This is a genomic window from Pseudobutyrivibrio sp. UC1225 (assembly GCF_900115215.1).
Taxonomy (GTDB): domain Bacteria; phylum Bacillota; class Clostridia; order Lachnospirales; family Lachnospiraceae; genus Pseudobutyrivibrio.
Genome location: NZ_FOVQ01000010.1, coordinates 47,085 through 71,490, shown reverse-complemented (window position 1 = coordinate 71,490; position 24,406 = coordinate 47,085). Strand labels below are relative to the sequence as shown.

The window sequence follows — 24,406 nt, the reverse complement described above, 5'->3', positions numbered from 1 at the left end:
GAAGAATGTAATGGCAAAATTAGTAATCAATAACGAAAATAAGAAAAGCACAATCGCTCCAGAAATCTACGGTCATTTCTCAGAGCATCTTGGAAGATGTATCTACGAAGGACTTTATGTAGGAGAGAACAGCGACATCCCAAACGTAAACGGAATGCGTAAGGATGTTGTAGAGGCTCTTAAGGAAATGAAGGTGCCTGTACTTCGTTGGCCAGGTGGATGCTTCGCAGATGAGTATCACTGGATGGATGGTATTGGTCCAAAGGAAAAGCGTAAGAAGATGATTAACACTCACTGGGGTGGTGTAGTAGAAGATAACAGCTTCGGTACACACGAGTTCTTCGAGCTTTGTCGTCAGCTTGGATGTAAGACATACGTAAATGCGAATGTTGGTTCAGGCACAGTTCGTGAGATGAGTGAGTGGGTTGAGTATATGACATTTAACGGAGTATCTCCAATGGCAGATCTTCGTAAGGAAAATGGTCATGAAGAGCCATGGGTAGTTGATTACCTTGGCGTTGGTAACGAGAACTGGGGATGCGGCGGAAATATGCGCCCACAGTTTTATGCTGATGAATACAGACGTTATCAGACATATGTTAGAAATTACAACGGCAATCAGCCAATCGCAAAGATTTGCTGCGGTGCCAATGTAGATGATTATCACTGGACAAAGGAGGTTCTTGATACTTGCTTTGACCATACACCAGAGCACTTCCATGGATTTATGGATGGTCTTTCTCTTCATTATTATACCCTCCCAGAGACAGAGGATGACTGGAACTTCAAGGGAAGTGCAACAGATTTCACAGAGGAGGTATTCTACCAGACTCTTAAGAGATCATACTTTATGGAAGAGCTTATCAATAAGCATGGTGCAATCATGGATCAGTACGACCCTGATAAGAAGATTGGCATGATGATTGATGAGTGGGGTATCTGGACAGATGTTGAGCCAGGTACAAATCCAGGTTTCTTATATCAGCAGAACACAATGCGTGATGCACTTGTAGCTGGTATGAATCTTAACATCTTCAACAAGCATTCAGACAGAGTTAAGCTTGCATGTATCGCACAGATGATTAACGTACTTCAGTCTGTAATGCTTACTGATGGCGAAAAGATGATTAAAACCCCTACATATTACGTCTTCAAAATGTATCGTCATCACCAGGGAGCTACTCTTCTTGATTCAAGCCTTATCGGAAATGGAACAGTTGGTTCTGATAAGAACGAGCTTCCAAAGGTATTTGAATCAGTATCAGAGGATGAAAATGGAGTAATCACAATTACTCTTACAAACAATTCTCTTGAGTCAGCAGAGGATGTGGAGATTCAGCTTACAAAGGATGGAAATTCTTACAATGTATGTGAGGCAGTTTTCGTATCTGGAAAGATGAATGCTCACAACACATTCGAGAATCCTGAGGTTGTTAAGGAAGAAGAGTTCAAGGATTACAGCAGAACTCCTCATGGCATCACAGTTAAGCTTCCAGCTTGCTCAGTTGTTAGCATCAGAATCAAGAAATAACTAACTTTTCATTTTTATTCTATAGGAGACAGTCCTTTTGGGCTGTCTCTATTGTGTTATTTAAACGAATAATAATTTATATTTGAAATGTAAAATAACACTTGATTTAATTGTGCACAATCGATATAATGACATTAGTTAATTTAGTGATATATATATTTTCATATAAGGAGGTCAAGATGGGTAAGGCAGTTAGATATTATTCAAGAAGTGGTAACACTAAGGCGTTGGCTGCAGCTATTGCAAATGGTGCAAGCTGTACAGCAGTATCTGTTGATGAAGTAGGTGCAGAGATTAAAGAGCCAGTAGATACATTGTTTATCGGTGGTGGACTTTATGCCTATGGAATTGACAAAAAGCTCAAGGCTTATATCGGCACATTAGATTCCAGTAAGGTAAAGAAAGCAGCTGTATTTTCTACATCCTGGCTTTCAAAGCACGCTCTTGATTTACTTAAGTCAGAATTAAAGGGAAGAGGAATCGAGGTAGAAGAGGAGACATGTTACGCTAAAAATATGCCTGGAGTAAATGAACTCAAGGCAGCAGAAGAATTTGGAAAGAGGTATTAAAAATGGCAGAATTTCTTGAACTTGCCAAGACTAGAAGAAGTGTAAGAACTTTTGATGGTAATAATGTAGATGAAAAAATTGTAGCAGAATTAAAGTCATTTGCCGAAGGCATTGAGAATCCTTACGGCATTAATATTCGTTTTGAATTTTTGGACGGTGAGGCTAATAAATTATCAAGCCCTGTTTTAACAGGAGAAAAGCTTTATATAGCAGCTCTTATGGAACCAGGCACACATGCAGAGGAAGCTTATGGCTATTCATTTGAGGCACTTCTTATGAAGGCTCATGAGATGGGGCTTGGCACTGTTTGGATTGGTGGAACACTTCCAAGAGAAAAATTCGAAAAGGCCTCTGATTTGAGTGACAAAGAGGTTATGCCTTGCATGAGCCCTATAGGTGGAATTGCAAAGAGCATGTCTCTTAAAGAAGGCCTTATGAGAAAGGGAGTTAAAGCAGATAAAAGATTAGATTTTGAAGAGTTATTCTATCTTGATAGTTTTGACAATCCATTATCAGAGCAGAAGGCGGATGGACTTGATTTAAGAAAGGCACTTGAGGCAGTAAGGGTCGCACCATCTGCTGTAAACAAGCAGCCTTGGAGAGTAGTTATCTCTGACAATATGGCACATTTCTTTGAAAAACATGATAGAGGTTATGACAATGGCACCTATGATTTGCAGAAGATTGATCTTGGAATTGCATTATTCCATTTTGAAAGTCAGATGAAATCAGAGGGAAGACCTCTTGAATTAGTAGTAGAAGATCCAAAAATCACACTTCCTAAAGATGTTGAATATGTTGCATCATACAGATGTAAATAAAAAATGGCGGCAGAGCAAAATGCTCTGTCGCCATTTTTACTACCATCTTCCAAAGAAGAAATTGAAAATCTTTGTCTGAATCATCTGTAAGTGCTGAGTTATTACTGGAATAACATCCTGAAGCTGTGGGCAGCACTTCTTCACGATAGGAACAACTACACAATCTACAATCTCTTTGATCTTCTTGTCGATGCACTTTACGCATTCCTTTTGCTCGTCTGTGAGATTATCTGTAGAAGGCTTTGCTGGTTCTGTTGGTGTATCGATAGCTGGCTCATCTGGAGCATCAGGATTATCAATAACTGGCTCATCAGGAGCATCAGGATTATCAATAACTGGCTCATCAGGAGAGTCTGGCTCAGTTGGCTCATCTGGTTCTGCTGGGGCACTTGGATCGATGCCGAGAGTTTCAGGAGTAACAGTTGATGTGATATCTGCATACTCATCATTTACGAGAGTAACTGTGTAAGATTTCTCAGGAATGAGTTCATCTTCAACAGTGTATTTTATAACGCCGTTTACTGCTGTTACAGGAGCCTTGTCAACAACTGTTACTGACTGACGACCCTCTCTGTATGAAAGAGAAAGGGTAGTATTCTGAAGCACTGTGTCGATACCTGAAATGATAAGTTCCTTGTTATTATTCTCATTAAAGAATGTGCTAAGAGCTGAGCTATCATATGTAGCTTTTACCTTGACTGGAGTTTCAAACTTAAAGCTGAAAACATCAGAAGCTGTAAGGTAATCTACTGAAGTTATGTATCCACCTTCAAAAGAAACCGCTGAGTTGGTATCAGGCGAGAATGCGATTTCATATGTAGAAACCCATAACTCCTTAAGATGTCTTACACCCATAGAAATAGGATTTCCATTTGAATCTGTACCGCGAAGGATTGCACCATGAACTGAGTTATTAATAGCGTAAATATCGTTGTCTCTTGTTCTTCTAAGGTAGCTTGTAGTTGGCTCTAAAACCTCGAGCTGATATGTGCCATATCTTGTGTAATACCTTAACTCACCTTCAGCATCATTGACTGAAATGCTCTTTCTAATTACCGCATTTTTGAATTCACTTCCATCATAAGGAAGATAATATGATGGAATATCGTTATTTTCATTTAATGTAATCTTTAAAAGATTTGCATAAGAATCATTATCAAGCTTATCAGCTGAATCAAGAATTGAAGCTTTTACATAGTCTTCCTTTGATACTGCTACATTTGCATTTTTAAGTCCGTAAATCTGGTAGCCATCGTCGGTAACATCTGAAACATTTGTGCTTGTAAATAGGTTACTCTTGCCCTTTGTAGCAGATGATACAGCATCATATTCAGGTGCAGATGTCTGTCCACGATAAAGGTCAGTATATGAAGCTTCGTAAGTTCCGTAAAGCTTTCCAGAAAGATCTGCTGTGGTGTAAAAATAAACATCAGTGTCGTCAATTTCTGTGAAAGAAGAGAATTCAGTCTGATTCTTTTCCTCATCTGTGTTCTCTAAAACAATTACTGAATCTGATGTGAGATCGTCGCTGTTGGCTAAGAAATAGTAGGTCTCATCATTGATTGTAATTTTAGATGCTGTAACCTCCTGAAGGTCTTCAGATGCATCATCAACAACATCATCAACATCTACATCTTCATCTTCATCTGCTTCAGCAGTTGCTTCTTCTTGCTCAAGTTCTTCAACATCCTGAGTATCCTCATCAGCGACAGGTGGTTCTGCCTCTACAACAACATCCTCAGTAATTTCAGCAGCAGATACTGAAACTGGAAGTGATGTCAGCGCAAGTCCAAAAGCTAGTAACTGGGCTAAAACTTTTCTTTTCATATTAATCCTCCTAAATTATATTTTGTCCGTTAGTATTCACTAACCCTACCGTAGTCAAATATAACACAAGTTAGAATAATCTAACAACTGTTATTTACACTATTATTTGGAAAAAATTATCGTTAATACGTATTGACTTGGAAATTATGATTTGTTAATATCCTAAAAGTTAGTAAAGACTAACGGCAGTTATACAAATCTAAATATAATTAGGAGGAATAATATTATGAGAAAGAAGATGTATTTATCACTTATGTCATTTATGGCATTAGGACTTATCGGTTGCGGCGCAAAAGAGGCAGCTGTTGATACAGAAAATGTGGAGGTAGCTGAGGAAGAGACAGTTCAGATGAATGGACTTCTTGATCCTGACACAGCGTATGTATTTGGTACAGCAACACTTTCATATGCTGAATTTTATTCAGGAGATGTTTCAAGTGTAGATTCCTATGATGCAGTAGCATCTGCTACAACAGGAAAGTCTGAGATTTTCCCGAACATGGTTACAGATTTTGTAGATGAGACAACTAATGCTGATGGATACCACATCACAGGTGTTAAGAATGTAAACGTGGCAGTTCCTGCAGATCAGGTGGATGCTTACAAGGCTATCAATGACAGCTTTGTAGAGGCTGATGCTGAGCCAGAGCAGTACAAGGTTGTTACAGTAGAAGATGGCAAGGCTACATATTCAGAGACAAATTTTGCTGTAGCTGACACAGTAACAGATGCAGATGCACAGCTTCTTACAGGAACAGTTTGGGGCGATTATGAGATTGATATTTTAGAGACATCTACTTCTTATATTAAGAATACAAGAGAGGATGGAGACTTTAAGATTGATGGAAATATTCAGGGTATCATCCTTGAGACAGAGTCTGGTCTTAAGGTGGGTATGGAGTATCTTCAGAGTGTTTGGGTTCAGCCATATGAGATTTCTTTCAATGTGGCATCTGACAACACACACAATCAGAGAATGACTTTTGATAACCTTGATGAGCTTAGCAAGCTTGAGAAGGAGACAGTAACAAAGGTTACCTTCATCAATCAGAATGATGCTTATGTATATGAGCTTGATGGAGTATATGTAAAGCCTGTATATAAGGATGCAAAGGCAACAGCTGTAGTTGATGAGAAGGCAGAGACAATCACATTGTCAGATGTTCCTGCTGATCTTGAGAATCCTACAGTAACAGCTACTTATGTAGTAGGTGAAGGCAGAGAGGCTATCAGAACTGAAGTATGTTCTGCTGCAGTAGCTGATTCAGTTCAGATGGATTCAGCTGCTCTTAAGGAGGCAAAGGCTGCTGGAGAGGGAAGCTATACAATCGTTATTTCAAGTGATAACTACGCAAATATAGCAGTGGTAACTGAGTAATGGTATTTCTTATCTCTTTGTGCATAGCACTAATATTTTCACTTGTATGTGGTGATAGCTTGAAAAAGAATCCCGTTCCTTTTTATATAGGAACAGTCGCAATTTCCTTTCTATCTATCGTTGCAGCATGGTCAGATATGGCCATGCCTGCAGTGATAACTAAGTGGTTTATTCCGATAGTTGCTGGGGGAGGGCTGACAGGAGCGCTTTTTGTAATAGTGATGTATGCCGGCGCATTTCCAAACAGAAGCCTTGGAGCAAAGACCTTTATTCCACTGCGAGGCCCACTTTCAATCATTGCATCAATTAATGGATTGGGACACAGCATTGCATATGGATTGTCATATTACAAAAAGGCTATGAATGGTTTTTCGGAATTAAGCACTAGCCTGATTATTTTTATCGTTCTTTCTACAATAATGACTTTAATAATGCTTCCACTTTTTATCACCTCATTCGTATCAGTCAGAAGAAAGATGAAGGCTGTCACATGGAAGAAGTTGCAGAGAACGGCATACGTTTTCTATGCACTTTTATTTGTCCATGTAATGATGCTTATGGTTCCACCTGCACTTAAAGGCGCTAAGGGATATGACATTACGGTATTTGTTTATGTATTTATCTATCTTAGTTATCTTGTTTGCAGAGTGGCAAAAGCAACTGATGCCACTGCAGAAAAGCTTCCAAGGAGACAGTTGGTTTTGGTTAGCCTTGCGCTCCTTGTCGCAACTACAACTGTTGCTGTTATTAATGCAAACGTGAAAAAGCCAAAAGAAAAGCTTGAGACTGAAAAGATTGAGCAGGCTGCAGATTTGCCCGCTACAAATACTCTTAAAGATGGCACATTTACTGGCGAAGGAATGGGTAATAATGGTACAATAGCAGTTGAAGTTACCATAGTTGATGGAGAAATATCTGATATCGTCTTTACGAAGTTTAGTGATGATGCAGAATACTTTGATGTAGAAAAAGATGGCAAGGAGATGATTGACCGAGTGCTTCAGGCACAGAGTGCAGATGTGGATACTATTGCAGGTGCCACATACTCTTCAGAGGGCTTTTTATCAGCGGTTAATAAGGCTTTGGAGCAGGCTGGTCAGTGAGAATAATGTTTTTGAATTGTGATTCTTTTAAAATAAATTATAAGAAAATGGGCGCAGGTTTACTTTGCGCCCTGCTTTTATGTGGTTGTGGGTCTGAAAAGCAGGTTGAAAACAAGCTGACAGATACCAATTCAACCACTTTTTTTGCAATGGATACAGTTATGGATATTCAGATAACTGGAGACGAGGAGCTTTTGACAGAGGCTCAGCAGAAGGTTATGGCTTTGGAAAAGCAGCTTTCTGTTACAGAGAAAGACAGTGAAGTTAGTGGTATTAATAGAAATAAAATTGGAAGACTGACTGGCGATGGGGCAAAGATTTTTATTGGTGGTATGGATATTTGTGCCGCCACAGAGGGTGCCCTGGATTTAACTATCTATCCTGTATTAAAGGAGTGGGGATTTACAACCGGTGAATATAAAGTTCCAGAGGATGAAGAAATAAATCAGCTTTTAGAGGCTGTTGATTATAATAAAGTAGAAATATCTGATATGGGAAATGACTATATTGATATAGTTTTGCCTGATGATATGCAGATAGATTTAGGTAGTATCACAAAGGGCTACACCAGCCAGATGCTTCACGATTTCTTTAAAGAAAATGGTGTAGAGTCGGCGCTTATTAATCTTGGTGGAAATGTTCAGTGTCTCGGTGGAAAACTTACTGGAGAACCATGGAAGATTGCTATTAAAAGTCCATTTTTGGATAGTAAGGAAGGAATTCTTGGCGTACTTCAGGCGAAGGATTTGGCCATTGTTACTTCAGGTGGATATGAACGCTACTTTGAAGAGGATGGAAAAATATATTGGCATATTTTGGATCCATCCACAGGAAAGCCTGCTGATAAGGGGCTGGCAAGTGTTACAATAGTTGGTAAGGATGGTTTGAAATGTGATGGTTTGTCAACAGCTCTTTTTGTTAAGGGGCTGGATGAGGCAGTAGAGTATTGGAAGAGCAGTGATGATTTTGACATGATTATTGTTATGTCAAATGGTGATGTGCATATCACTGAGGAAATAGCGGATGATTTTGCCCTTACATCAGAATATGCTGATTCAAAATTGATTGTCGAGACGAGATAATATTATGAAAAAAAATGATTTGATATTAATAGGTGCTCTGCTGATTATCGCATTTACGATATTAGGGATTACCAGAGTATGGCAGAGGAATAATACTGACGAAAGTGCTATGGTAATCGTTACTGTAGATGGTCAGGAGATGGGGAGATTTCCTCTTAATCAGGACATGGAGCAGCGTTTTGATTTTCCAGATGGAAGCTACAATGTGCTTCGTATATACGATGGAAACGCAGAAATATCAGAGGCATCCTGCCCAGATCAGATTTGTGTAAAACATCACAAGATTCACTATACCAATGAGACTATAGTTTGTCTGCCAAATAAACTGGTTGTGGAAATCACAGGTGGAGAAGTAAGTGATGTGGATACTATAGCAAATTAAGGGGGCTGTTATGAAAATGAATACAAGAAAAATCGCATATTTAGGTCTTCTTATAGCCCTTGCTTTTGTTCTTAGCTATGTAGAGGTGCTTTTACCTTTAAACATAGGCATTCCAGGAGCCAAGGTGGGCCTTGCCAACATAGTTATTGTTGTAGCCCTTTATACCATCGGAGGAAAGAATACTGCTATGCTGTCACTTGTAAGAGTGCTTCTTGTAGGTCTTACCTTTGGCAATTTTGCAATGATGCTTTACAGTCTGGCCGGAGCAGTTTTGTCTTTTGTTATGATGTATGTTGCAAAGCGCACAAAAAAGCTTTCTATTACTGGTGTCAGTGTTATCGGTGGAGTGTTCCATAACGTGGGACAGATTATTGTTGCCATATTTGTTTTGGAGACTAGTCAGCTGATTTATTATCTGCCATTTTTGATTGTAATAGGCACCATATCTGGCGTGGTAATAGGTATACTTTCGGGGATGATTTGTAGGCGCGTAAAGGTTGCATTTGCATAAGCTTTTGGAGTATACTCTAACGAGTTAAAAAGATTTTTATAAGAGTAGGATATAAATATGGGTGATTATATTATTAGCTGCTGTTCTACAGTAGACGTTACTGAGGAGTACTTAAAAGAAAAGAATATTGAACACATCTGTTTCCATTATTATTTGGATGATGTAGCATACACAGATGATTTGTTCAAGTCTATGTCTGCTACTGAGTTTTATCAGGCTATGACGGACGGAGCAATGACTCGCACATCTCAGGTTAATGCAGATGAGTTTACAGCATATTTTAGAGGATTTTTGGAGCAGGGTAAGGATATTATTCACCTTACACTCTCTGGTGGTATTTCAGGTGTTATCAATTCAGCTCGTATCGCTGCTCAGGAGCTTCAGGAAGAGTTCCCAGATAGAAAGATTGTTGTATTTGATAGTCTCACAGCATCAGCTGGCTATGCTCTTATGATGGATAAGCTTGCATCCTTAAGAGATGAGGGATACGATTTCGACAGACTTGTTAACTGGGCAAATGGTCATATCCAGAATCAGAATACATGGTTCTTTACTACAGATCTTACATTCTTCATCAGAGGTGGACGTGTTTCTAAGGTTTCAGGATGGTTTGGAACTGCACTTAATATTTGTCCATTGTTGAATATCAATGATGAAGGAAAGCTTTGCCCACGTCAGAAGTGTCGTGGAAAGAAGATGGTTAAGAGAGCAGCTCTTGAGGCTATCAAGGCAAGAATCGATGATGGTGAGAAATACAGCGAGAATATTTTCATCACACATTCAGTTTGCTATGATGATGCCAGAGAGATGGCAGATATGCTTGAGTTTGCTTTCCCTCATATGAAAGAGAAGATTCGTATTTTCGATATTGGACCTACTATCGGTTCTCACACAGGCCCAGGTACAGTAGCTATTGGCTTCTGGGGCTCATTAAAGGAACACTAATAAGTAGTACTAAAGTGTTGAGTTTATTATAATAAGCTCAGCACTTATTATATTGGAGGGAGAAAAATGAAAGAAAAAATCAAAGGCTTACGTCTTAACATCACAATCTCAGGAATTATCAGCATTGTAATAGGTGTACTTCTCTTGATTTATCCAACAGAGAGTCTTACTACAATCAGCAGAGTAATTGCCGCTATTGTCATTCTTTCAGGTATCTTTGTTATTATCAGCCAGATATTTGATAAGGGCTTTAATGCCATGGGAATAGCTGTAGGCGGAGTGTTGGCAGTTATTGGTATCTGGATTTTCCTTGCGCCAGGCTCTATCGTTTCAATTATTCCAATTGCAATCGGTGTGCTTTTAGTTGTACATGGACTTCAGGATTTAGGTCTTGCCGCCCAGGCAATCAAGACAAAGGCGCCACGTCCATGGCTTACCTTCATCATTGCAGCGGTAACTATTCTTCTGGGAGTAGCGTGCATAGCTGATGCTTTTAAATTTATTGCGATTGCTACAAGATTAATTGGTATCATGCTTATTTATGATGGCATTACAGATGTCTTCACTGTTCACAAGGTAAACAAGGCTGAAAAGATTATTGATGTTGAAGTTTTACGTGAGGAAGATGTTTAAAAATGGGTCAAATGGAATTTAAAATGGAACGAACCGGCCTTCTTGAAGAGGGAGAGGTGCTTCCAATTACTGAATATGCCCTTTCCAACTCATATTATTATGTGTTGGGAAGGTCATTTGCCATGTCAGGCAATTACACTACCTTAGAGCGTATTAAGGCTAAAGAAGGTAGGGTAATCGACATAAAAGAGACACCAAAAGGATTCTATGTAACAGTAGAATACGAGGATTCTTAAGGAGCAATTAATGAACAATCAAACACAAAATGCTATTGATATTGTGCTTGCTGAGAGCTTAAAGGAGCTTGCTGCCACTAAGCCAATAGAAAAGATTACAATAAAAGAAATTACAGACAAGGCAGGCGTTATTCGTCCTACCTTTTATAATCATTTTCAAGATAAGTATGAGTTGCTTGAGTGGATTACTGTAAATGAGCTTTTTGCGCCTGTGGAGCCTCTGTTATCTAATGGAATGCTTAAGGAAGCGGTCACTTTTATTCTTACTACAATGGAAAAAGAAAAGGACTTCTATAAAAGGGCAGTTATGCTGGAAGGCCAGAACTCTTTCAACGAAATTTTCAATAGATGCGTTGCAAGAGCAGTTCAGAAATATCTTGATTTGGAAAGTCTTGCAAAGGTTGCAAACTACCCATGGCTAAAAGAGGAGCTTGTAGCGGACTTTTTGGCTCACTCTATCAGTTGGGTTACTATTCAGTGGATTAATAAGGGCATGAAGGTTCCTGTGGAGGAGCTTACAGACGTTTATGTAAAGATTTTCCATAGTCCATTCATAGAAATTGTTTCCAGTCTTAAAAAGTAATTTTTTAGTTTTAGGATGAAAACTACAAAATAATTGCTTTGTATCTTGTACACAAACCTATATTAGTGATTGAATATAAGGTATAAGGAAATGTGTAAAATATGCGAATATTGTTCGTATTTTAGTTGATTGGAGTATAATAATTTTATGAGTTTATTAGAAGACTTACTGATAATAGTAGGCGTGCTTTTAGATGTGTTTGCCACCATGGAAATACAAGGCTCCATGATGGTACAAATTAAAAAGAAAACTTTGGCAATAGCCTGTGGCGTAGTTGCAGCTGTTGAGCTTGCGTTCTTTTTTGCTGGATATGCTGTTTGCTGGGGTTTGTCAGAGTCGGGCTATATTGCAGATCCACTTCATTTCGGTGAGGGAGTTGCAGTTATTGTGTTGGCTATCCTTGGTATCAGGCTTATTGTTAAGGCTGTTAAGCAGGAGTTCATACAGGAACGCCGCCGAGACGTTTTAAGAGTTTGGGATTACATCAGAATAATAGTAGTGTCCAGCTTCTATACAGCGGCTGCTGGTTGCGTTTGCGGTTTTGTTGGAATTACAGTATGGCATGTGTTTGTCATTATTCTTGTAATTTCAGTACTTATGGTAATAATGGGACTTTATATAGGTCTTCATTTTGGTTTTGAAAACAAGACTATCGCTTATGTGATAGGAGCAGTTTTGCTGTGGGGAGTAAGCTTAGAAATGCTATTGCATGATATCGTAGAGGTTATCTAGTAAGGCGTTTATTGGGGCAGGAGTTTGAAAAAACATTATTTTCCTAAAACATTAGTAGAAAAGCTGATATTTACGTTTATTATTATGGCGGCTTATCTGGTAGGTAGGGAGCTGCCGCTTTATGGTGTGGATTTAGCAGCTTATGATGCGTTTAGGGATAAAAGTGCGGATTTAATAATGCAGACTATTGGAGGAGATAGGTACAAGACAAGCTTGCTTGCTCTTGGAATATCTCCTTTTATGTTTTCTACACTGTTTGTACAGATGATTGTGGCGTTTAAAAGTGCAGACAGCAAATCTCATACATCACCAAAGAAAATCACAAGAGCCACACTTATTCTTATGGTTATCTGGGCCTCTGTTCAGGCTTATTTCACAACACAATCTACAATCTATATATATGACGGCGGCGTCCAGCTGATAATAGCAAAAGTTATTTCGTCAGTTGAGATGGTCACAGGCGCCTTTGTAATTTTATGGCTTGCTACCAGAAATGGAAAATATGGCGTAGGTGGCCAGACTATTTTGATATACGTAAATATATTGGATAGCGTGGTTAATACGGTAAAAAGCGTAGAATTTAAGGAGCTTAGAGCAATAGGAATTTTGTCGGTGGTGGCGCTACTAATCACTATCATATTTGAAAATACGGAGTACAGAATTCCAATGCAGAGGATATCAATTCACAGTATTTTCTCAGATAAGAATTATATTCCTATTAAGCTTAATCCTATCGGAATGATGCCAGTTATGTTTTCATCAGCATTTTTTCAGCTGCCGGTATATGTTTTTTCGGGACTGGGCACTATTTTTCCTGATAATAGGGATTTGCAGTGGATAAATGATAACATGGATACAAATCATCCTTTGGGAATTGGAATTTATATCATTGTTCTCTACGTAATTACGATAGTGTTTTCGTTTATTTTTATTAGTCCGAAGAATTTGGCGGAGTCCCTGCAGAAGGCGGGGGACAGTATTACAGGCCTAAAGGCTGGAAGGAAAACAAGGGTTTATATCAGAAATAGATTGCTTGTTATAGCAATTTTTTCTGCCACTTTTTTGAGTATGTTTATTGCATTACCACTTTATATGCACATGGAAGGGAAACTTGCAGCTTCGGTGATGAGCCTTCCATCCATACTCATTGCAATGGCTAGTATTAATTGTAATTTGTATAGGGAGTTTAGGGCGGTTAAAGAATATGATGCGTATGTGCCGTTTATTTAATTGGGGGACCCATGCTTTATTTTATTCCTGCTTGGTACCAACAGAATAAGTGGAAGGAGCTGGAGCAAAGCTGGCATACCAGAAGAATGCACACGGAGTTTGATGACACTGTAAAACAGGTGCAGATGTTTCACCGAAGTGGCATGCATGATTTTAAAATTCTTCTTTTGAGCCACACTCCAAACTTTAGACATTTCCTTCATCGCCAGGGAGTCTTACATGCCTCTTACTGGTCTTGTTTTGATGCCATTCAGGAGGTTACAAAGAAAAAGGCGGTAGTATTTTCTTTTCACAATCTAAACTGGCCTGAAGGAATCGAATTCGTATATACGCCTTTTGTGGTGGTGGCATATTTGCATAATAAAAAATACGCTCAGATTGAATTCGGAGAAGCTGGGAATCCAATCGAGGTGGCTTTATATCAGGATGGACTTTTAAGCAAAAGGAATATCTATGATGACAGAGGCTTTGTGTCGGCCATGGAGGCCTATTCAGAAGGTCAGTTGCTGTACACAGACTATCTGACCGAATCTGGCGTCGCCAAGCTGAGAGAGTATGCTGATGACGGACGCGTGGAAATCAATCCCCAGAATAACACTTTCCTTGTTTTTGAAGGAGACGAGGTGGAGACGGTGGAGTTTAGTTCTCTGAACTATCCTAATATGGGCGAGGTCATCAGGGAAGTTTTCTATACCCACATACTGATGAAAAATGCAGACGATATTTTCTGCATTGCCATGCACAAACAAAATGTTCTCGTGATTAATGAATTGATAGGACGAGAAAAATGTATCCTGTCCTTCTATGGAGATAGATATCGTATCAAGGAACATCCGGAGGCAAAAGAGCTGGTGAAAAAAGCGGGATATATTATCACAGATTCTGAGGCCACCAGTAGATATCTTGTGCGAGAATTAGGTGAGGAGATAGAGAATCTTATTGATATTTCACCTTATGATTCTCGAATGGATTTTGGTATCAGTGGAGAGCTAACGGTTCAAAAGGTACTGGTGCCTGTGGATGATTTGCCAGAAGACAGATTTAAGGCGCTTATGCTTCAGCTGGCTATATATTTGCCACAAAATGAAAATGCCATGATTCATCTTTTTACCAGAAATGCAACCTACAATTGGCCAGAGGTCCTTTTGAATAAAGTGGCAGACATTTTGGAGCAGGCAGGCTTTGATCGGAGGATGGTTATTGCTGATGAAATAGAAGACGATACTGCAGAGAATGATATTGATTTAGAGGATGAGGAAGAAGAGGAAGTTCAGGTTAGATTTTTCGTGGAACAGTGCGTGGATGAGCTTTCTGTAAGTAAGTGTATTCGTGAACAGCGAATAATGGTTGATATGAGACACAATCCTGATTTGTATTTGCAGATAAACTGTATTAGTACTGCCATCCCGCAGATTATCCGAAGAGAAACTCAGTACATGCAGAACATGTATAACGGTTTTGTGGTAAAGGATTTTGAGCAGATTCCAGCGGCGTTAGATTATTTCTTAGGGTCTCTTGCAAATTGGAATCAGGCAAAGGTTTATTCCTATGAGATAGCTCAAAAGTTTACCACCAGGAAGCTTTTGGAAAAGTGGAAGGATGTTAGAGCCTATATGGAAGGGCAGGGTAGAGAGTAGCCTATGGAAAAAGCCAGTTGGACAATTTATTGGAATGAATATAGTTCGGACACCTATCTCTACGGCTCTGAGATTGAGTATCTTGCCCGCAATAATGTGAGATTTAGGAATAATCTTATGCCACCGGGCACAGTGATAAAACAGTGGTACTCCCTTACTAATTATCAGGCTCAGAGAATCGAACCGTCTCTGCCTATCATTGATGGAGAAAGCAGGTATCGAATCAGGGTAAATGTGGAGACACCAAACGATGAGGGATGTCTTATCAGACTTGTGTTTTTGGATAGATATGAGCGAGAGGCTGGTGATTTTACTTTACGTGGTAAGGAGGCAGAGTTCTCATGTCCACTAAAAACCTACAGTTACAGAATGCAGCTTATAAATGCTGGTATGACGGAGTTTGTTTATCATTCAGTAACCATTGAAGAGATAGAAAACGAAAAGTAATGAAGATTAAAAAGACCAAGGGGATTGTAAAGCAACTTTATAAGGAGCTGAAGAAGGTCAAAAGCTACAAGGAAGCTATGGCAGCCCTTAGTGATGAGGAGCTGAAGGCTAAGACTGTGGAATTTAGACAGCGCTTCGAGGCGGGGGAGAGTCTGGATAAAATGCTTCCAGAGGCTTTTGCTGCAATGTGTGAGGCGGATATGCGTGTGCTTCACATGTTTCCTTTTGATGTTCAGATTCTTGCGGGAATTGCTTTGCACCTAGGGTACCTTGCGGAGATGAATACTGGCGAGGGAAAAACCCTTACTGCTACATGTCCCATGTACCTGAATGGTCTTACGGGAAAGGGTGCAATTCTTGTTACTAATAACGAGTATCTAGCTCTTCGTGATGCTGAGGAAATGGGACCTGCTTATGAATTTATGGGACTTACCATTTCGGCAGGTGTAAAGCGAGATGCTGACGATAAATTTGAAAACGATGAAAAGAAGGAGATTTATAATTCCGATATCGTTTATACGACTCATTCCGCTTTAGGTTTTGATTATCTGATTAATAATCTTGTAAAGTCTGCTGATGAGCGCTTTATGAGAGACTTTTATTACATCATTATAGATGAGGCGGATTCGGTGTTGCTGGATAGTGCAAGTACACCTCTTGTTATTTCAGGTGCGCCTCGTGTCCAGTCAAATCTTTATGATATGGCAGATTTCTTCGTAAGGACTCTTCAGGAGGATGTTGATTACGAGGTGGAGGAGAAGAATGTTTGGTTTACTGAGAAGGGGCTTGAATATGCGGAGAGCTATTTTGGGATAGAGAATATTTTTAGCCCAGAATATTTTGAAATATATCGACATCTTGTGCTTGCCTTAAGGGCTCACAAGATTATCGAAAAGGGAACAGAGTACATGATATCTGAGACTGGCGAGGTTGCACTTATCGATGCCAGCTCAGGCCGTATGCTTAAAGGTGTTAAGCTTCGAGGCGGACAGCATCAGGCGCTGGAGTGCAAGGAAAAGGTGGAGATTACTCAGGAGAATCGTTCCATGGCATCTATCACCTATCAGAATTTCTTTTCCATGTTCCCGAAGATGGCAGGCATGAGCGGAACAATTTATGATGCCCGAGATGAGCTTTACGATGTTTACGGAAAAAAGGTTGTGGTCATCCCTACCAACAATCCAATTCAGCGTGTGGATTGTCCGGACTGGTTTTTTAGCGATTCGGAAAAACAGTTTGAGGCAGCGATTAAACTGGCTGTTAAAAAGCATGAGACAGGTCAGCCTGTTCTTATAGTTACAACCATGATATCTGATACGGAAATCATTTCACATCTGCTTGTAAAAGAAGGTTTGGCTCACTCGGTTTTAAATGCCAACAATGCCTTTTGGGAGGCAGAAATCATCAAGGAAGCAGGGCAGATGGGAGCTATGACAGTGGCTACGTCCATGGCTGGACGCGGAACTGATATTAAGCTGGGACCAGGAGTTAAGGAACTTGGAGGACTGGCGGTTATTGGTGTTGGTCGAATGCTTAATATCCGAGATGAAAGGCAGGCAAGAGGACGAGCTGGACGTCAGGGAGATCCAGGTTATAGTCGATTTCTTGTATCGTTAGAGGATGATATTGTGGAAAAGGGTACTGACCCTGAGAAGTTGAAAAAATATATTGATGGTTCAAAACGTATAAGCGATAGGAGAATCAAAAAGATTGTTAATGGCGCCCAGAGAACCAACGAGGAAATGGGCATCACCAACAGAAAGAATTCAAAGGATTACGATGTTGTGCTTCAGCTGGAAAGAAAGCTTATGTACGACACCAGAGATATGCTTTTGGATGGTGGCACAGTTGAGAAAGAAAAGCTTATGTCCATAGCAGGAGAGAACATTGATGAGTTTTTGAGAGAGAATAAAAAGCTGGATGTGTCTACCTTGAACAGATATCTTCTTGATAATATTTCCTACAGGATGGAGAAGGAGAGCAGTCTTATTAATCTTTCAAATAGAGCCAGAGTGAAAGCGTATATTCTCGCCAGGGTCGAGCGGTCTCTTGAGGAAAAGAAGGAGGCAATCGGCTCAGAAAATGGTATGAACGATTTTATCAGAGTATCGGCTCTTTCTGCCATAGATGAGGCATGGATTGAACAGGTTGACTATCTGCAGCAGCTCCAGGGTGCTGTATCAGGAAGAAGTTCCGCCCAGAGAAATCTTATGTTTGAGTATCAGGGGGAGGCTCTCGAATCCTTCAGAAAGATGGAGAGCAGGATTAAGAGAAATATTATCCGCAATGTACTGCTGTCGGAAGTCAGCATGGATAAGAAGAATAAATTAAGGATTATTTTGCCATGATCTATAATTTTAATCTCGGCATTGGCTGGGCATCCTCGGGTGTAGAATATGCCCAAAGCTACAGAGCCAAAATTTTAAGAAAACTAAATAAGCCTGCCAAATTTATTTTCACAGATATGTTTCCAAGGGACAATCTCATCGACATGACAAGAAACATTGGCTTCGAGGATGATGAAGTTGTTTGGCTCTACACCTTCTTTACAGATTTTGTTCCAGAGCCTGTGACTTATGAGCTAAAGGATTTGGAGGCGTCCATAGGGGATGAGGAGCACACCTTCGAGAGAGAGGGGAAGATTGGACGAATAATTTTTGGCGGAAGAAACAATTTCTTTAGGGTTTATTTCCTGAATGAAAATGAGGAAAAAGTCCATCGCGTGGAGATGGTTTCGGGAGGATGCCTGATTAGAAAAGATTACTTTATGTCGAAGCGTGTTTTCTCAGAATATTATGCTCCGCTTGATGGCAAGGCTCATCTTTATCAGCGTAGATTTTTTAACAGGGACGGTTCAGTTGCTTATGAGGAGGCAATCGATGATGATTCCGTTATGTATAAATTTCCTGATAAGCTGATTTGTTCCAAGGAAGAGCTGATTGGTTACATGACGGAAAAACTCAATCCGACTGAAGATGATATTATCATAATTGACCGCGCCACAGGTCAGGCGCAGGCTATACTTGAAAATTCTGGAGAGGCGCGAATAGGTGTTGTTATTCATGCAGATCATTTTAGCGAGGGCGCCACGGATGAGGATAACATTCTCTGGAATAATTATTATGAGTACACCTTCGCAATGAACAAACATGTAGATTTTTATATTACTGCCACTGAGGATCAGCGAAAGCTTTTGATGGAGCAGTTTGAAAAGTACATGGGGGTTACTCCTAACGTATATACGATACCTGTTGGAAGTCTTCATGAATTGAAAAATTCTACAGGTGACAGGCGTAAACACGGTTTCATCACTGCATCAAGACTTGCTACGGAAAAGCATGTGGACTGGCTTGTTGCAGCAGTTGTGGAAGCTCGCAAAAGTGTGCCAGATATTAGTCTTGATATCTACGGCAAAGGTGGTGCAGAGGAGGAGTTAAAGAAGCAGATTGAAAAGCTGGGAGCTCAGGATTACATTCGGCTTATGGGACAGCAGGATTTAAAGGACGTATATAAGAACTACGAGGGATATTTATCTGCGTCCACAAGCGAGGGTTTTGGCTTGACCCTTATGGAGGCGATAGGATCTGGACTTCCAATAATTGGCTTTGATGTGCGATATGGAAATCAGAATTTTATCGACCATGGTTTGAATGGCTATAAGCTGCCTTATCTTGTTGGAATGGAAAGAGCAAGACGGCAGGAGAAGCTGGTTCAGGCGATTATAAAGCTCTGTAATGAGGATGATATTCAGGCTTTTAGCAGCCATTCTTACGAAAAGGCAAAGCAGTATCTGACTGAAGAGGTGGAGTTGAAATGGAAAAAGCTGGTAGAGATGAAATAGTTTTATTAATGGATTACTTTAACAGGGGCAGTCAGGATCTTTTTGACTCTTTTTCCAATGCAGAGATTCCAGTTAAAGCTATCGTAATTAACGATGATGGATTTCTTCCTGATGGCGTGACTAATGTTTTTGAATATTTTTTAGGTGATTATCGTAAATGCGATACCTGTCCTGGAAAGCCTTTGTATTTCAATCAGATAAAGGTTCCTGATTACTGGGAGATAAGCGCTAACAATACCAATGGAAGTATCCATGATAAAGACAGGGAGCGTGGAAGAATTTTCTTTTCACATCCAAGCCATAAACGCTTTGTGAGGCTGGTAGATTATCTGGATGAAATGGGAAATGTCCGCTTTACGGAGCATTACAACAAATACGGTGCCCTTTATGCCAGAACGGTTTTTAATAAAAATTCCGAGAAGGTTAATAAGACCTATTTTGATACAGAAGGCAGAGAGGTTCTGGTTGAAAACTATGTGACCTCGGACATTATTTTAAACTATCGGGGAGAGACTTTTATATTTAAAAACAGAACGGATTTTATCTGCTTCTTCCTGAAGTTAAGGGGATGGGAGGATTGCAGGATTTACTTTAACTCTCTGTCGGTTCCATTCTTTGTATCCAATACTTTGAAGAGCCCGAAGGAAGAGAAGAGAGATAAGCTTTTCTGGCAGGAGCCTCCTAGAGAAGATATACCAGGAAACATGCAGGTAATCTTCGATGGAAAGGCAAATGGATGTGAGTCAGTAATTGTTCAGAATCTGCAGGCTTACAACAAATTGCTGGAGCTTGGGGCACCTGTAGATATGCTGAAGCGTATGGGCTTTATCTACACCTTCCACAAGAAAAACATGGGCAAGCCGGAGGCACTTATTTGCACCAACAGTGAAAACGTGGAACACCTGAAGGAGCTTGTGGAAGGATTACCGCAGGTCACATTTCATGTGACGGCAATAACAGAAATGTCAGCTAAGCTTTTGGCTCACGAAAAATATGACAATGTTATCATGTACCCTAATATAAAGGCGGTAACCCTTGATAGATTGTTTAATAAATGCGATTTTTACTTAGATATTAATCAAGGTGGAGAAATTGTGGAGGCGACCAGAAGGGCATTTGTATATAATCTTCTGATACTTTCCTTTAATGACACACAACATGGTGCGTATACAGCCCATGAAAACATATTTGATACTACAAATTATTCGGCAATAATTCAAAGATTGAATAATCTGCTAAAAGACAAAACGGTGCTAGATGAGGCAATAGCAACACAGCATTTAGAGGGTTCAACAACTAGCACAAAAGAATTTATATATATTTGTAAACATTGACGAATACGGCCTATTTTGTGGAGTAAAAGTGCACAAAAATGAGGGCCGTATTTTTATGTTCCATACAACCAAATTCCTTGAATTGGGGTGCAATCTGTGTTTAAATAATAGCGGACTGTCTGTAACCCCTTAATTGCAGACGGTAATTTTCAGTTTTTTTTATTTTTAGGAGGATATTGTAATGGCTAACAAATGGGTGTATATGTTTAGCGAAGGTGACATGTCAATGCGCAACCTTCTCGGCGGAAAGGGTGCGAATCTTGCAGAAATGACAAGCATTGGCTTACCAGTACCACAGGGTTTCACAATCACAACAGAGGCTTGTACTCAGTACTATGAGGATGGCCGTAAAATCAACGACGAGATCATGGCTCAGGCTATGGAGGGTGTTAAGAAAATGGAAGAGATCAACGGCAAGAAGTTCGGCGATCTTAAGAACCCACTTCTCGTTTCAGTTCGTTCAGGTGCTCGTGCATCTATGCCAGGTATGATGGATACAATCCTTAACCTTGGTCTTAATGATGAAGTAGTTGCAGCTATGATCGCTGGTAACCCAGATCCAGCTTTCGAGCGTTTCGTATATGATTCATACAGAAGATTTATTCAGATGTTCTCAGATGTAGTTATGGAAGTAGGTAAGAAGTACTTCGAGCAGCTCATCGATGAGATGAAGGAAAAGAAGGGTGTTAAGTTCGACGTAGACCTTACAGCAGCCGACCTTAAGGAGCTTGCTGAGCAGTTCAAGGCTGAGTACAAGAATCAGCTTGGTTCAGACTTCCCTTCAGATCCAGTAGAGCAGTTAAAGCTCGCTATCGAGGCAGTATTCCGTTCATGGGATAACCCTCGTGCAAACGTTTACAGAAGAGATAACGATATCCCTTATTCATGGGGTACAGCAGTTAACGTAATGCCAATGGTATTCGGTAACTTAAATAACGAGTCTGGTACTGGTGTTGCATTCACTCGTGACCCAGCTACAGGCGAGAACAAGCTTATGGGTGAGTTCCTTATCAACGCACAGGGCGAGGACGTAGTTGCTGGTGTTCGTACACCAATGCCAATCGCTCAGATGGAGAAGGAGTTCCCAGAGGCATACGCAGAGTTCATCAAGGTATGTGAGACTCTTGAGAATCACTACCATGATATGCAGGATATGGAGTTCACAGTAGAGAACAAGAAGCTTTACATGCTCCAGTGCCGTAACGGTAAGAGAACAGCTCCAGCTGCTCTTAAGATTGCTTGCGACCTCGTTGATGAGGGACACAAGACTCCAGAAGAGGCTGTAGCAATGATCGACCCACGTAACCTTGATACACTTCTTCACCCACAGTTCGAGGCTGCTGCTCTTAAGGCTGCAACTCCACTTGGAAAGGGTCTTGGTGCTTCTCCAGGTGCTGCATGTGGTAAGGTTGTATTTACAGCAGACGATGCTGAGGCATGGGCTGCTAGAGGAGAGAAGGTAGTTCTTGTACGTCTTGAGACATCTCCAGAAGATATCACAGGTATGAAGGCTGCTCAGGGTATCCTTACAGTTCGTGGTGGTATGACATCACACGCTGCAGTAGTTGCTCGTGGTATGGGTACATGCTGCGTTTCTGGTTGTGGCGACATCAACATGGATGAGGAAAACAAGAAGTTCACTCTTGCAGGCACAACATTTACAGAGGGTTCTGAAATCTCTATCGATGGTACAACAGGTAACATCTACGCTGGTATCATCCCAACAGTTGACGCTGTTATCGCTGGCGAGTTCGGTCGTGTAATGGCTTGGGCTGATGAGTTCAGAAAGCTTAAGGTTAGAACAAATGCAGATACTCCAGCTGATGCTAAGAAGGCTAGAGAGCTTGGTGCAGAAGGTATCGGTCTTTGCCGTACAGAGCACATGTTCTTCGAGGCTGACAGAATTGCAGCATTCCGTGAGATGATCTGCTCAGATACAGAGGAAGAGAGAGAAGTTGCTCTTGATAAGATTCTTCCTTACCAGCAGGGAGACTTCAAGGCTCTTTACGAAGCACTTGAGGGATGCCCAGTTACAATCAGATTCCTTGATCCACCTCTTCACGAGTTCGTTCCTACAGAGGATGCTGATATCGAGAAGCTTGCAAAGGCTAAGAATAAGTCAGTAGAGGAAATTAGAAACATCTGTGAGTCACTCCACGAGTTCAACCCAATGATGGGTCACAGAGGATGCCGTCTTGCAGTTACATATCCTTCAATTGCTAAGATGCAGACAAAGGCTGTTATCCGTGCAGCACTTGAAGTTCAGAAGGCTCATCCAGATTGGAATGTTAAGCCTGAAATCATGATCCCACTTGTATGTGAGGTTAAGGAGCTTAAGTACGTTAAGCAGGTAGTTGTTGAGACAGCTGATGCTGAAATCGCTGCTGCTGGCGCTAAGCTTGAGTACGAAGTTGGTACAATGATCGAGATTCCACGTGCAGCTCTTACAGCTGACGAAATCGCTAAGGAAGCTGACTTCTTCTGCTTCGGTACAAACGACCTTACACAGATGACATTTGGTTTCTCTCGTGATGATGCTGGTAAGTTCTTAAATGCTTACTATGACACAAAGATCTTCGAGAACGATCCATTTGCTAAGCTTGACCAGACAGGTGTTGGTAAGCTTATGGAGACAGCTATTAAGCTTGGTAAGCCAGTAAATCCTAAGCTTCACGTAGGTATCTGCGGTGAGCACGGTGGAGATCCATCTTCAGTAGAGTTCTGCCACAAGATTGGTCTTGATTATGTATCATGCTCTCCATTCAGAGTACCAATCGCTAGACTTGCTGCAGCACAGGCAGCTATCGCAGAGAAACACTAATTGAAAATGCGCTATTTCTAGGAACATTTGAGATTCCAAAATCTTACATACAGAAAGCTGCAAAGCTCTACTATGGAGAGCACCGCAGATTTCGGTTCCCGGAAAAGCTTGAATTTAAGCTGTTTCTAGTATAGGGAGTCATTTTGACTCCCTATATTTTTACCTAAAAATGAAAAAAGTTTTGGGTATAAGCTTATAGGCAAAAAAATTTTATATGACATATAATTGATGCGTTCTGGGAATTATTATAAGGTAATTTCAAGGACGCATTTTTGTGTTTGAAAACGAATAGTGCAAAATCTTGCACTTTGAGGAGGGTTTGAAAATGAGTGATTTTACGGCAAAAAAGTTAAAAGAAGCAAGAACAAAAGCAGGGTTATCATTAGATGAAGCGTCAGAAAGAATGAAAATAAGTCGGAGAAGATTAGGTTATATTGAATCAAACAATAATCAACCTACATCTGATGAAATTGTTGAGTTTGCAAAACTTTATAAGGTAGATGTACGAGAATTATTACTAGAATCTTACGCAGAGGAAAGTGAAGAGCAGATTCTTTGTAATAGATACATCTCCTTATGTAGGTTATACGACCAGCTTTCTACTAAGGATAAAGAAGATGTTTTCTGGGTTATTAAGCAAAGAATTGCTGGATTAATTTAACCTATAAGCTTATAACCTTAATTTTTTAAAAATATTTTCTTTTTTAAAATATGAGATGTGATAAGCTTATAAGGTAATTTAAATTAACAAATCGGAGTTGTA

Annotated in this window: 22 protein-coding genes; 21 read left to right on the top strand and 1 reads right to left on the bottom strand. The window is 40.2% G+C overall.

The genetic code is table 11. From position 1 onward, the window contains the following. Positions 1-10: 10 nt before the first annotated feature. The 3 genes from BMZ41_RS11975 to BMZ41_RS11965 all read left to right on the top strand — a co-directional run bounded on the left by BMZ41_RS11975 (position 11) and on the right by BMZ41_RS11965 (position 2,921). Positions 11-1,531 carry an alpha-N-arabinofuranosidase gene (locus tag BMZ41_RS11975; RefSeq protein ID WP_090529937.1) on the top strand — a complete coding sequence of 507 codons (1,521 nt, stop codon included), beginning with the start codon at positions 11-13 and terminating at the stop codon, positions 1,529-1,531. A 179-nt stretch (positions 1,532-1,710) separates the two neighbouring features. Then, the gene (locus BMZ41_RS11970) at positions 1,711-2,100 is read left to right on the top strand and encodes a flavodoxin domain-containing protein (RefSeq protein ID WP_090165607.1); all 390 of its coding nucleotides are present in this window, start codon (positions 1,711-1,713) and stop codon (positions 2,098-2,100) included. A 2-nt stretch (positions 2,101-2,102) separates the two neighbouring features. After that, a complete protein-coding gene (locus BMZ41_RS11965) occupies positions 2,103-2,921 on the top strand; it encodes a nitroreductase family protein (protein ID WP_090529934.1) in 819 nt (272 codons plus the stop codon). 39 nt (positions 2,922-2,960) lie between these two features. Here BMZ41_RS11965 and BMZ41_RS11960 read toward each other — a convergent pair whose 3' ends face one another. Next, positions 2,961-4,748 carry a hypothetical protein gene (locus tag BMZ41_RS11960; protein WP_090529931.1) on the bottom strand — a complete coding sequence of 596 codons (1,788 nt, stop codon included), beginning with the start codon at positions 4,746-4,748 and terminating at the stop codon, positions 2,961-2,963. Between the two features lie 226 nt (positions 4,749-4,974). Here BMZ41_RS11960 and BMZ41_RS11955 point away from each other — a divergent pair, with 226 nt between their 5' ends. The 18 genes from BMZ41_RS11955 (at position 4,975) to BMZ41_RS11870 (ending at position 24,304) form a co-directional block, all read left to right on the top strand. Continuing rightward, positions 4,975-6,126, top strand: a complete 1,152-nt coding sequence (locus tag BMZ41_RS11955; RefSeq protein ID WP_090529929.1) for a hypothetical protein — start codon at positions 4,975-4,977, stop codon at positions 6,124-6,126. Between the two features lie 59 nt (positions 6,127-6,185). Next, positions 6,186-7,229, top strand: a complete 1,044-nt coding sequence (locus BMZ41_RS11950) for an FMN-binding protein (RefSeq protein ID WP_176754421.1) — start codon at positions 6,186-6,188, stop codon at positions 7,227-7,229. Between the two features lie 11 nt (positions 7,230-7,240). Continuing rightward, positions 7,241-8,311, top strand: coding sequence for an FAD:protein FMN transferase (locus tag BMZ41_RS11945; protein ID WP_242942060.1), 1,071 nt, complete (start codon positions 7,241-7,243; stop codon positions 8,309-8,311). Between the two features lie 4 nt (positions 8,312-8,315). After that, positions 8,316-8,693, top strand: coding sequence for a NusG domain II-containing protein (locus BMZ41_RS11940; protein WP_090165619.1), 378 nt, complete (start codon positions 8,316-8,318; stop codon positions 8,691-8,693). A 10-nt stretch (positions 8,694-8,703) separates the two neighbouring features. Continuing rightward, on the top strand, positions 8,704-9,204 hold the full coding sequence (locus tag BMZ41_RS11935; RefSeq protein ID WP_330388883.1) for a Gx transporter family protein: 501 nt from the start codon (positions 8,704-8,706) through the stop codon (positions 9,202-9,204). 57 nt (positions 9,205-9,261) lie between these two features. Beyond that, the gene (locus BMZ41_RS11930) at positions 9,262-10,149 is read left to right on the top strand and encodes a DegV family protein (RefSeq protein WP_090529926.1); all 888 of its coding nucleotides are present in this window, start codon (positions 9,262-9,264) and stop codon (positions 10,147-10,149) included. A gap of 66 nt (positions 10,150-10,215) precedes the next feature. Beyond that, the gene (locus BMZ41_RS11925; protein WP_090165623.1) at positions 10,216-10,782 is read left to right on the top strand and encodes an HdeD family acid-resistance protein; all 567 of its coding nucleotides are present in this window, start codon (positions 10,216-10,218) and stop codon (positions 10,780-10,782) included. A gap of 2 nt (positions 10,783-10,784) precedes the next feature. Then, entirely contained in the window at positions 10,785-11,018 is a 234-nt protein-coding gene (locus tag BMZ41_RS11920; RefSeq protein ID WP_090165625.1) for a hypothetical protein, read from the top strand. 10 nt (positions 11,019-11,028) lie between these two features. Next, positions 11,029-11,601 (top strand): TetR/AcrR family transcriptional regulator C-terminal domain-containing protein, encoded by a 573-nt coding sequence (locus BMZ41_RS11915; RefSeq protein ID WP_090165627.1) that lies wholly within the window; start codon positions 11,029-11,031, stop codon positions 11,599-11,601. Between the two features lie 147 nt (positions 11,602-11,748). Beyond that, entirely contained in the window at positions 11,749-12,333 is a 585-nt protein-coding gene (locus BMZ41_RS11910) for a manganese efflux pump (protein WP_090529923.1), read from the top strand. A gap of 24 nt (positions 12,334-12,357) precedes the next feature. Continuing rightward, a complete protein-coding gene (locus BMZ41_RS11905) occupies positions 12,358-13,563 on the top strand; it encodes a hypothetical protein (protein WP_090165631.1) in 1,206 nt (401 codons plus the stop codon). A gap of 11 nt (positions 13,564-13,574) precedes the next feature. Next, positions 13,575-15,200 (top strand): accessory Sec system protein Asp1, encoded by a 1,626-nt coding sequence (asp1, locus tag BMZ41_RS11900; RefSeq protein WP_090529920.1) that lies wholly within the window; start codon positions 13,575-13,577, stop codon positions 15,198-15,200. Between the two features lie 3 nt (positions 15,201-15,203). After that, complete coding sequence (asp3, locus tag BMZ41_RS11895; RefSeq protein WP_090165635.1) at positions 15,204-15,647, top strand: accessory Sec system protein Asp3; 444 nt, start codon at positions 15,204-15,206, stop codon at positions 15,645-15,647. Next, complete coding sequence (gene secA2 / locus BMZ41_RS11890; RefSeq protein WP_090165637.1) at positions 15,647-17,995, top strand: accessory Sec system translocase SecA2; 2,349 nt, start codon at positions 15,647-15,649, stop codon at positions 17,993-17,995. The genes asp3 and secA2 overlap by 1 nt, the downstream gene beginning before the upstream one ends. Beyond that, positions 17,992-19,488, top strand: coding sequence for an accessory Sec system glycosyltransferase GtfA (gene gtfA / locus BMZ41_RS11885; protein ID WP_090529917.1), 1,497 nt, complete (start codon positions 17,992-17,994; stop codon positions 19,486-19,488). The genes secA2 and gtfA overlap by 4 nt, the downstream gene beginning before the upstream one ends. After that, positions 19,461-20,822, top strand: a complete 1,362-nt coding sequence (gene gtfB, locus BMZ41_RS11880) for an accessory Sec system glycosylation chaperone GtfB (protein WP_090165642.1) — start codon at positions 19,461-19,463, stop codon at positions 20,820-20,822. Before gtfA ends, gtfB begins: the two co-directional genes overlap by 28 nt. 181 nt (positions 20,823-21,003) lie before the next feature. After that, positions 21,004-23,643: a pyruvate, phosphate dikinase gene (gene ppdK, locus BMZ41_RS11875; RefSeq protein ID WP_090529914.1), complete on the top strand. Its 2,640-nt coding sequence runs from the start codon at positions 21,004-21,006 to the stop codon at positions 23,641-23,643. A gap of 325 nt (positions 23,644-23,968) precedes the next feature. Further along, positions 23,969-24,304, top strand: a complete 336-nt coding sequence (locus BMZ41_RS11870; RefSeq protein ID WP_090529911.1) for a helix-turn-helix domain-containing protein — start codon at positions 23,969-23,971, stop codon at positions 24,302-24,304. The last annotated feature ends 102 nt before the right edge of the window (positions 24,305-24,406 follow it).

Coding starts and splice junctions, on each gene's coding strand:
- BMZ41_RS11975 (WP_090529937.1), top strand. CDS start 11: ATGGCAAAATTAGTAATCAATAACGAAAATAAGAAAAGCACAATCGCT.
- BMZ41_RS11970 (WP_090165607.1), top strand. CDS start 1,711: ATGGGTAAGGCAGTTAGATATTATTCAAGAAGTGGTAACACTAAGGCG.
- BMZ41_RS11965 (WP_090529934.1), top strand. CDS start 2,103: ATGGCAGAATTTCTTGAACTTGCCAAGACTAGAAGAAGTGTAAGAACT.
- BMZ41_RS11960 (WP_090529931.1), bottom strand. CDS start 4,748: ATGAAAAGAAAAGTTTTAGCCCAGTTACTAGCTTTTGGACTTGCGCTG.
- BMZ41_RS11955 (WP_090529929.1), top strand. CDS start 4,975: ATGAGAAAGAAGATGTATTTATCACTTATGTCATTTATGGCATTAGGA.
- BMZ41_RS11940 (WP_090165619.1), top strand. CDS start 8,316: ATGAAAAAAAATGATTTGATATTAATAGGTGCTCTGCTGATTATCGCA.
- BMZ41_RS11935 (WP_330388883.1), top strand. CDS start 8,704: ATGAAAATGAATACAAGAAAAATCGCATATTTAGGTCTTCTTATAGCC.
- BMZ41_RS11930 (WP_090529926.1), top strand. CDS start 9,262: ATGGGTGATTATATTATTAGCTGCTGTTCTACAGTAGACGTTACTGAG.
- BMZ41_RS11925 (WP_090165623.1), top strand. CDS start 10,216: ATGAAAGAAAAAATCAAAGGCTTACGTCTTAACATCACAATCTCAGGA.
- BMZ41_RS11920 (WP_090165625.1), top strand. CDS start 10,785: ATGGGTCAAATGGAATTTAAAATGGAACGAACCGGCCTTCTTGAAGAG.
- BMZ41_RS11915 (WP_090165627.1), top strand. CDS start 11,029: ATGAACAATCAAACACAAAATGCTATTGATATTGTGCTTGCTGAGAGC.
- BMZ41_RS11910 (WP_090529923.1), top strand. CDS start 11,749: ATGAGTTTATTAGAAGACTTACTGATAATAGTAGGCGTGCTTTTAGAT.
- asp1 (WP_090529920.1), top strand. CDS start 13,575: ATGCTTTATTTTATTCCTGCTTGGTACCAACAGAATAAGTGGAAGGAG.
- asp3 (WP_090165635.1), top strand. CDS start 15,204: ATGGAAAAAGCCAGTTGGACAATTTATTGGAATGAATATAGTTCGGAC.
- secA2 (WP_090165637.1), top strand. CDS start 15,647: ATGAAGATTAAAAAGACCAAGGGGATTGTAAAGCAACTTTATAAGGAG.
- gtfA (WP_090529917.1), top strand. CDS start 17,992: ATGATCTATAATTTTAATCTCGGCATTGGCTGGGCATCCTCGGGTGTA.
- gtfB (WP_090165642.1), top strand. CDS start 19,461: ATGGAAAAAGCTGGTAGAGATGAAATAGTTTTATTAATGGATTACTTT.
- ppdK (WP_090529914.1), top strand. CDS start 21,004: ATGGCTAACAAATGGGTGTATATGTTTAGCGAAGGTGACATGTCAATG.
- BMZ41_RS11870 (WP_090529911.1), top strand. CDS start 23,969: ATGAGTGATTTTACGGCAAAAAAGTTAAAAGAAGCAAGAACAAAAGCA.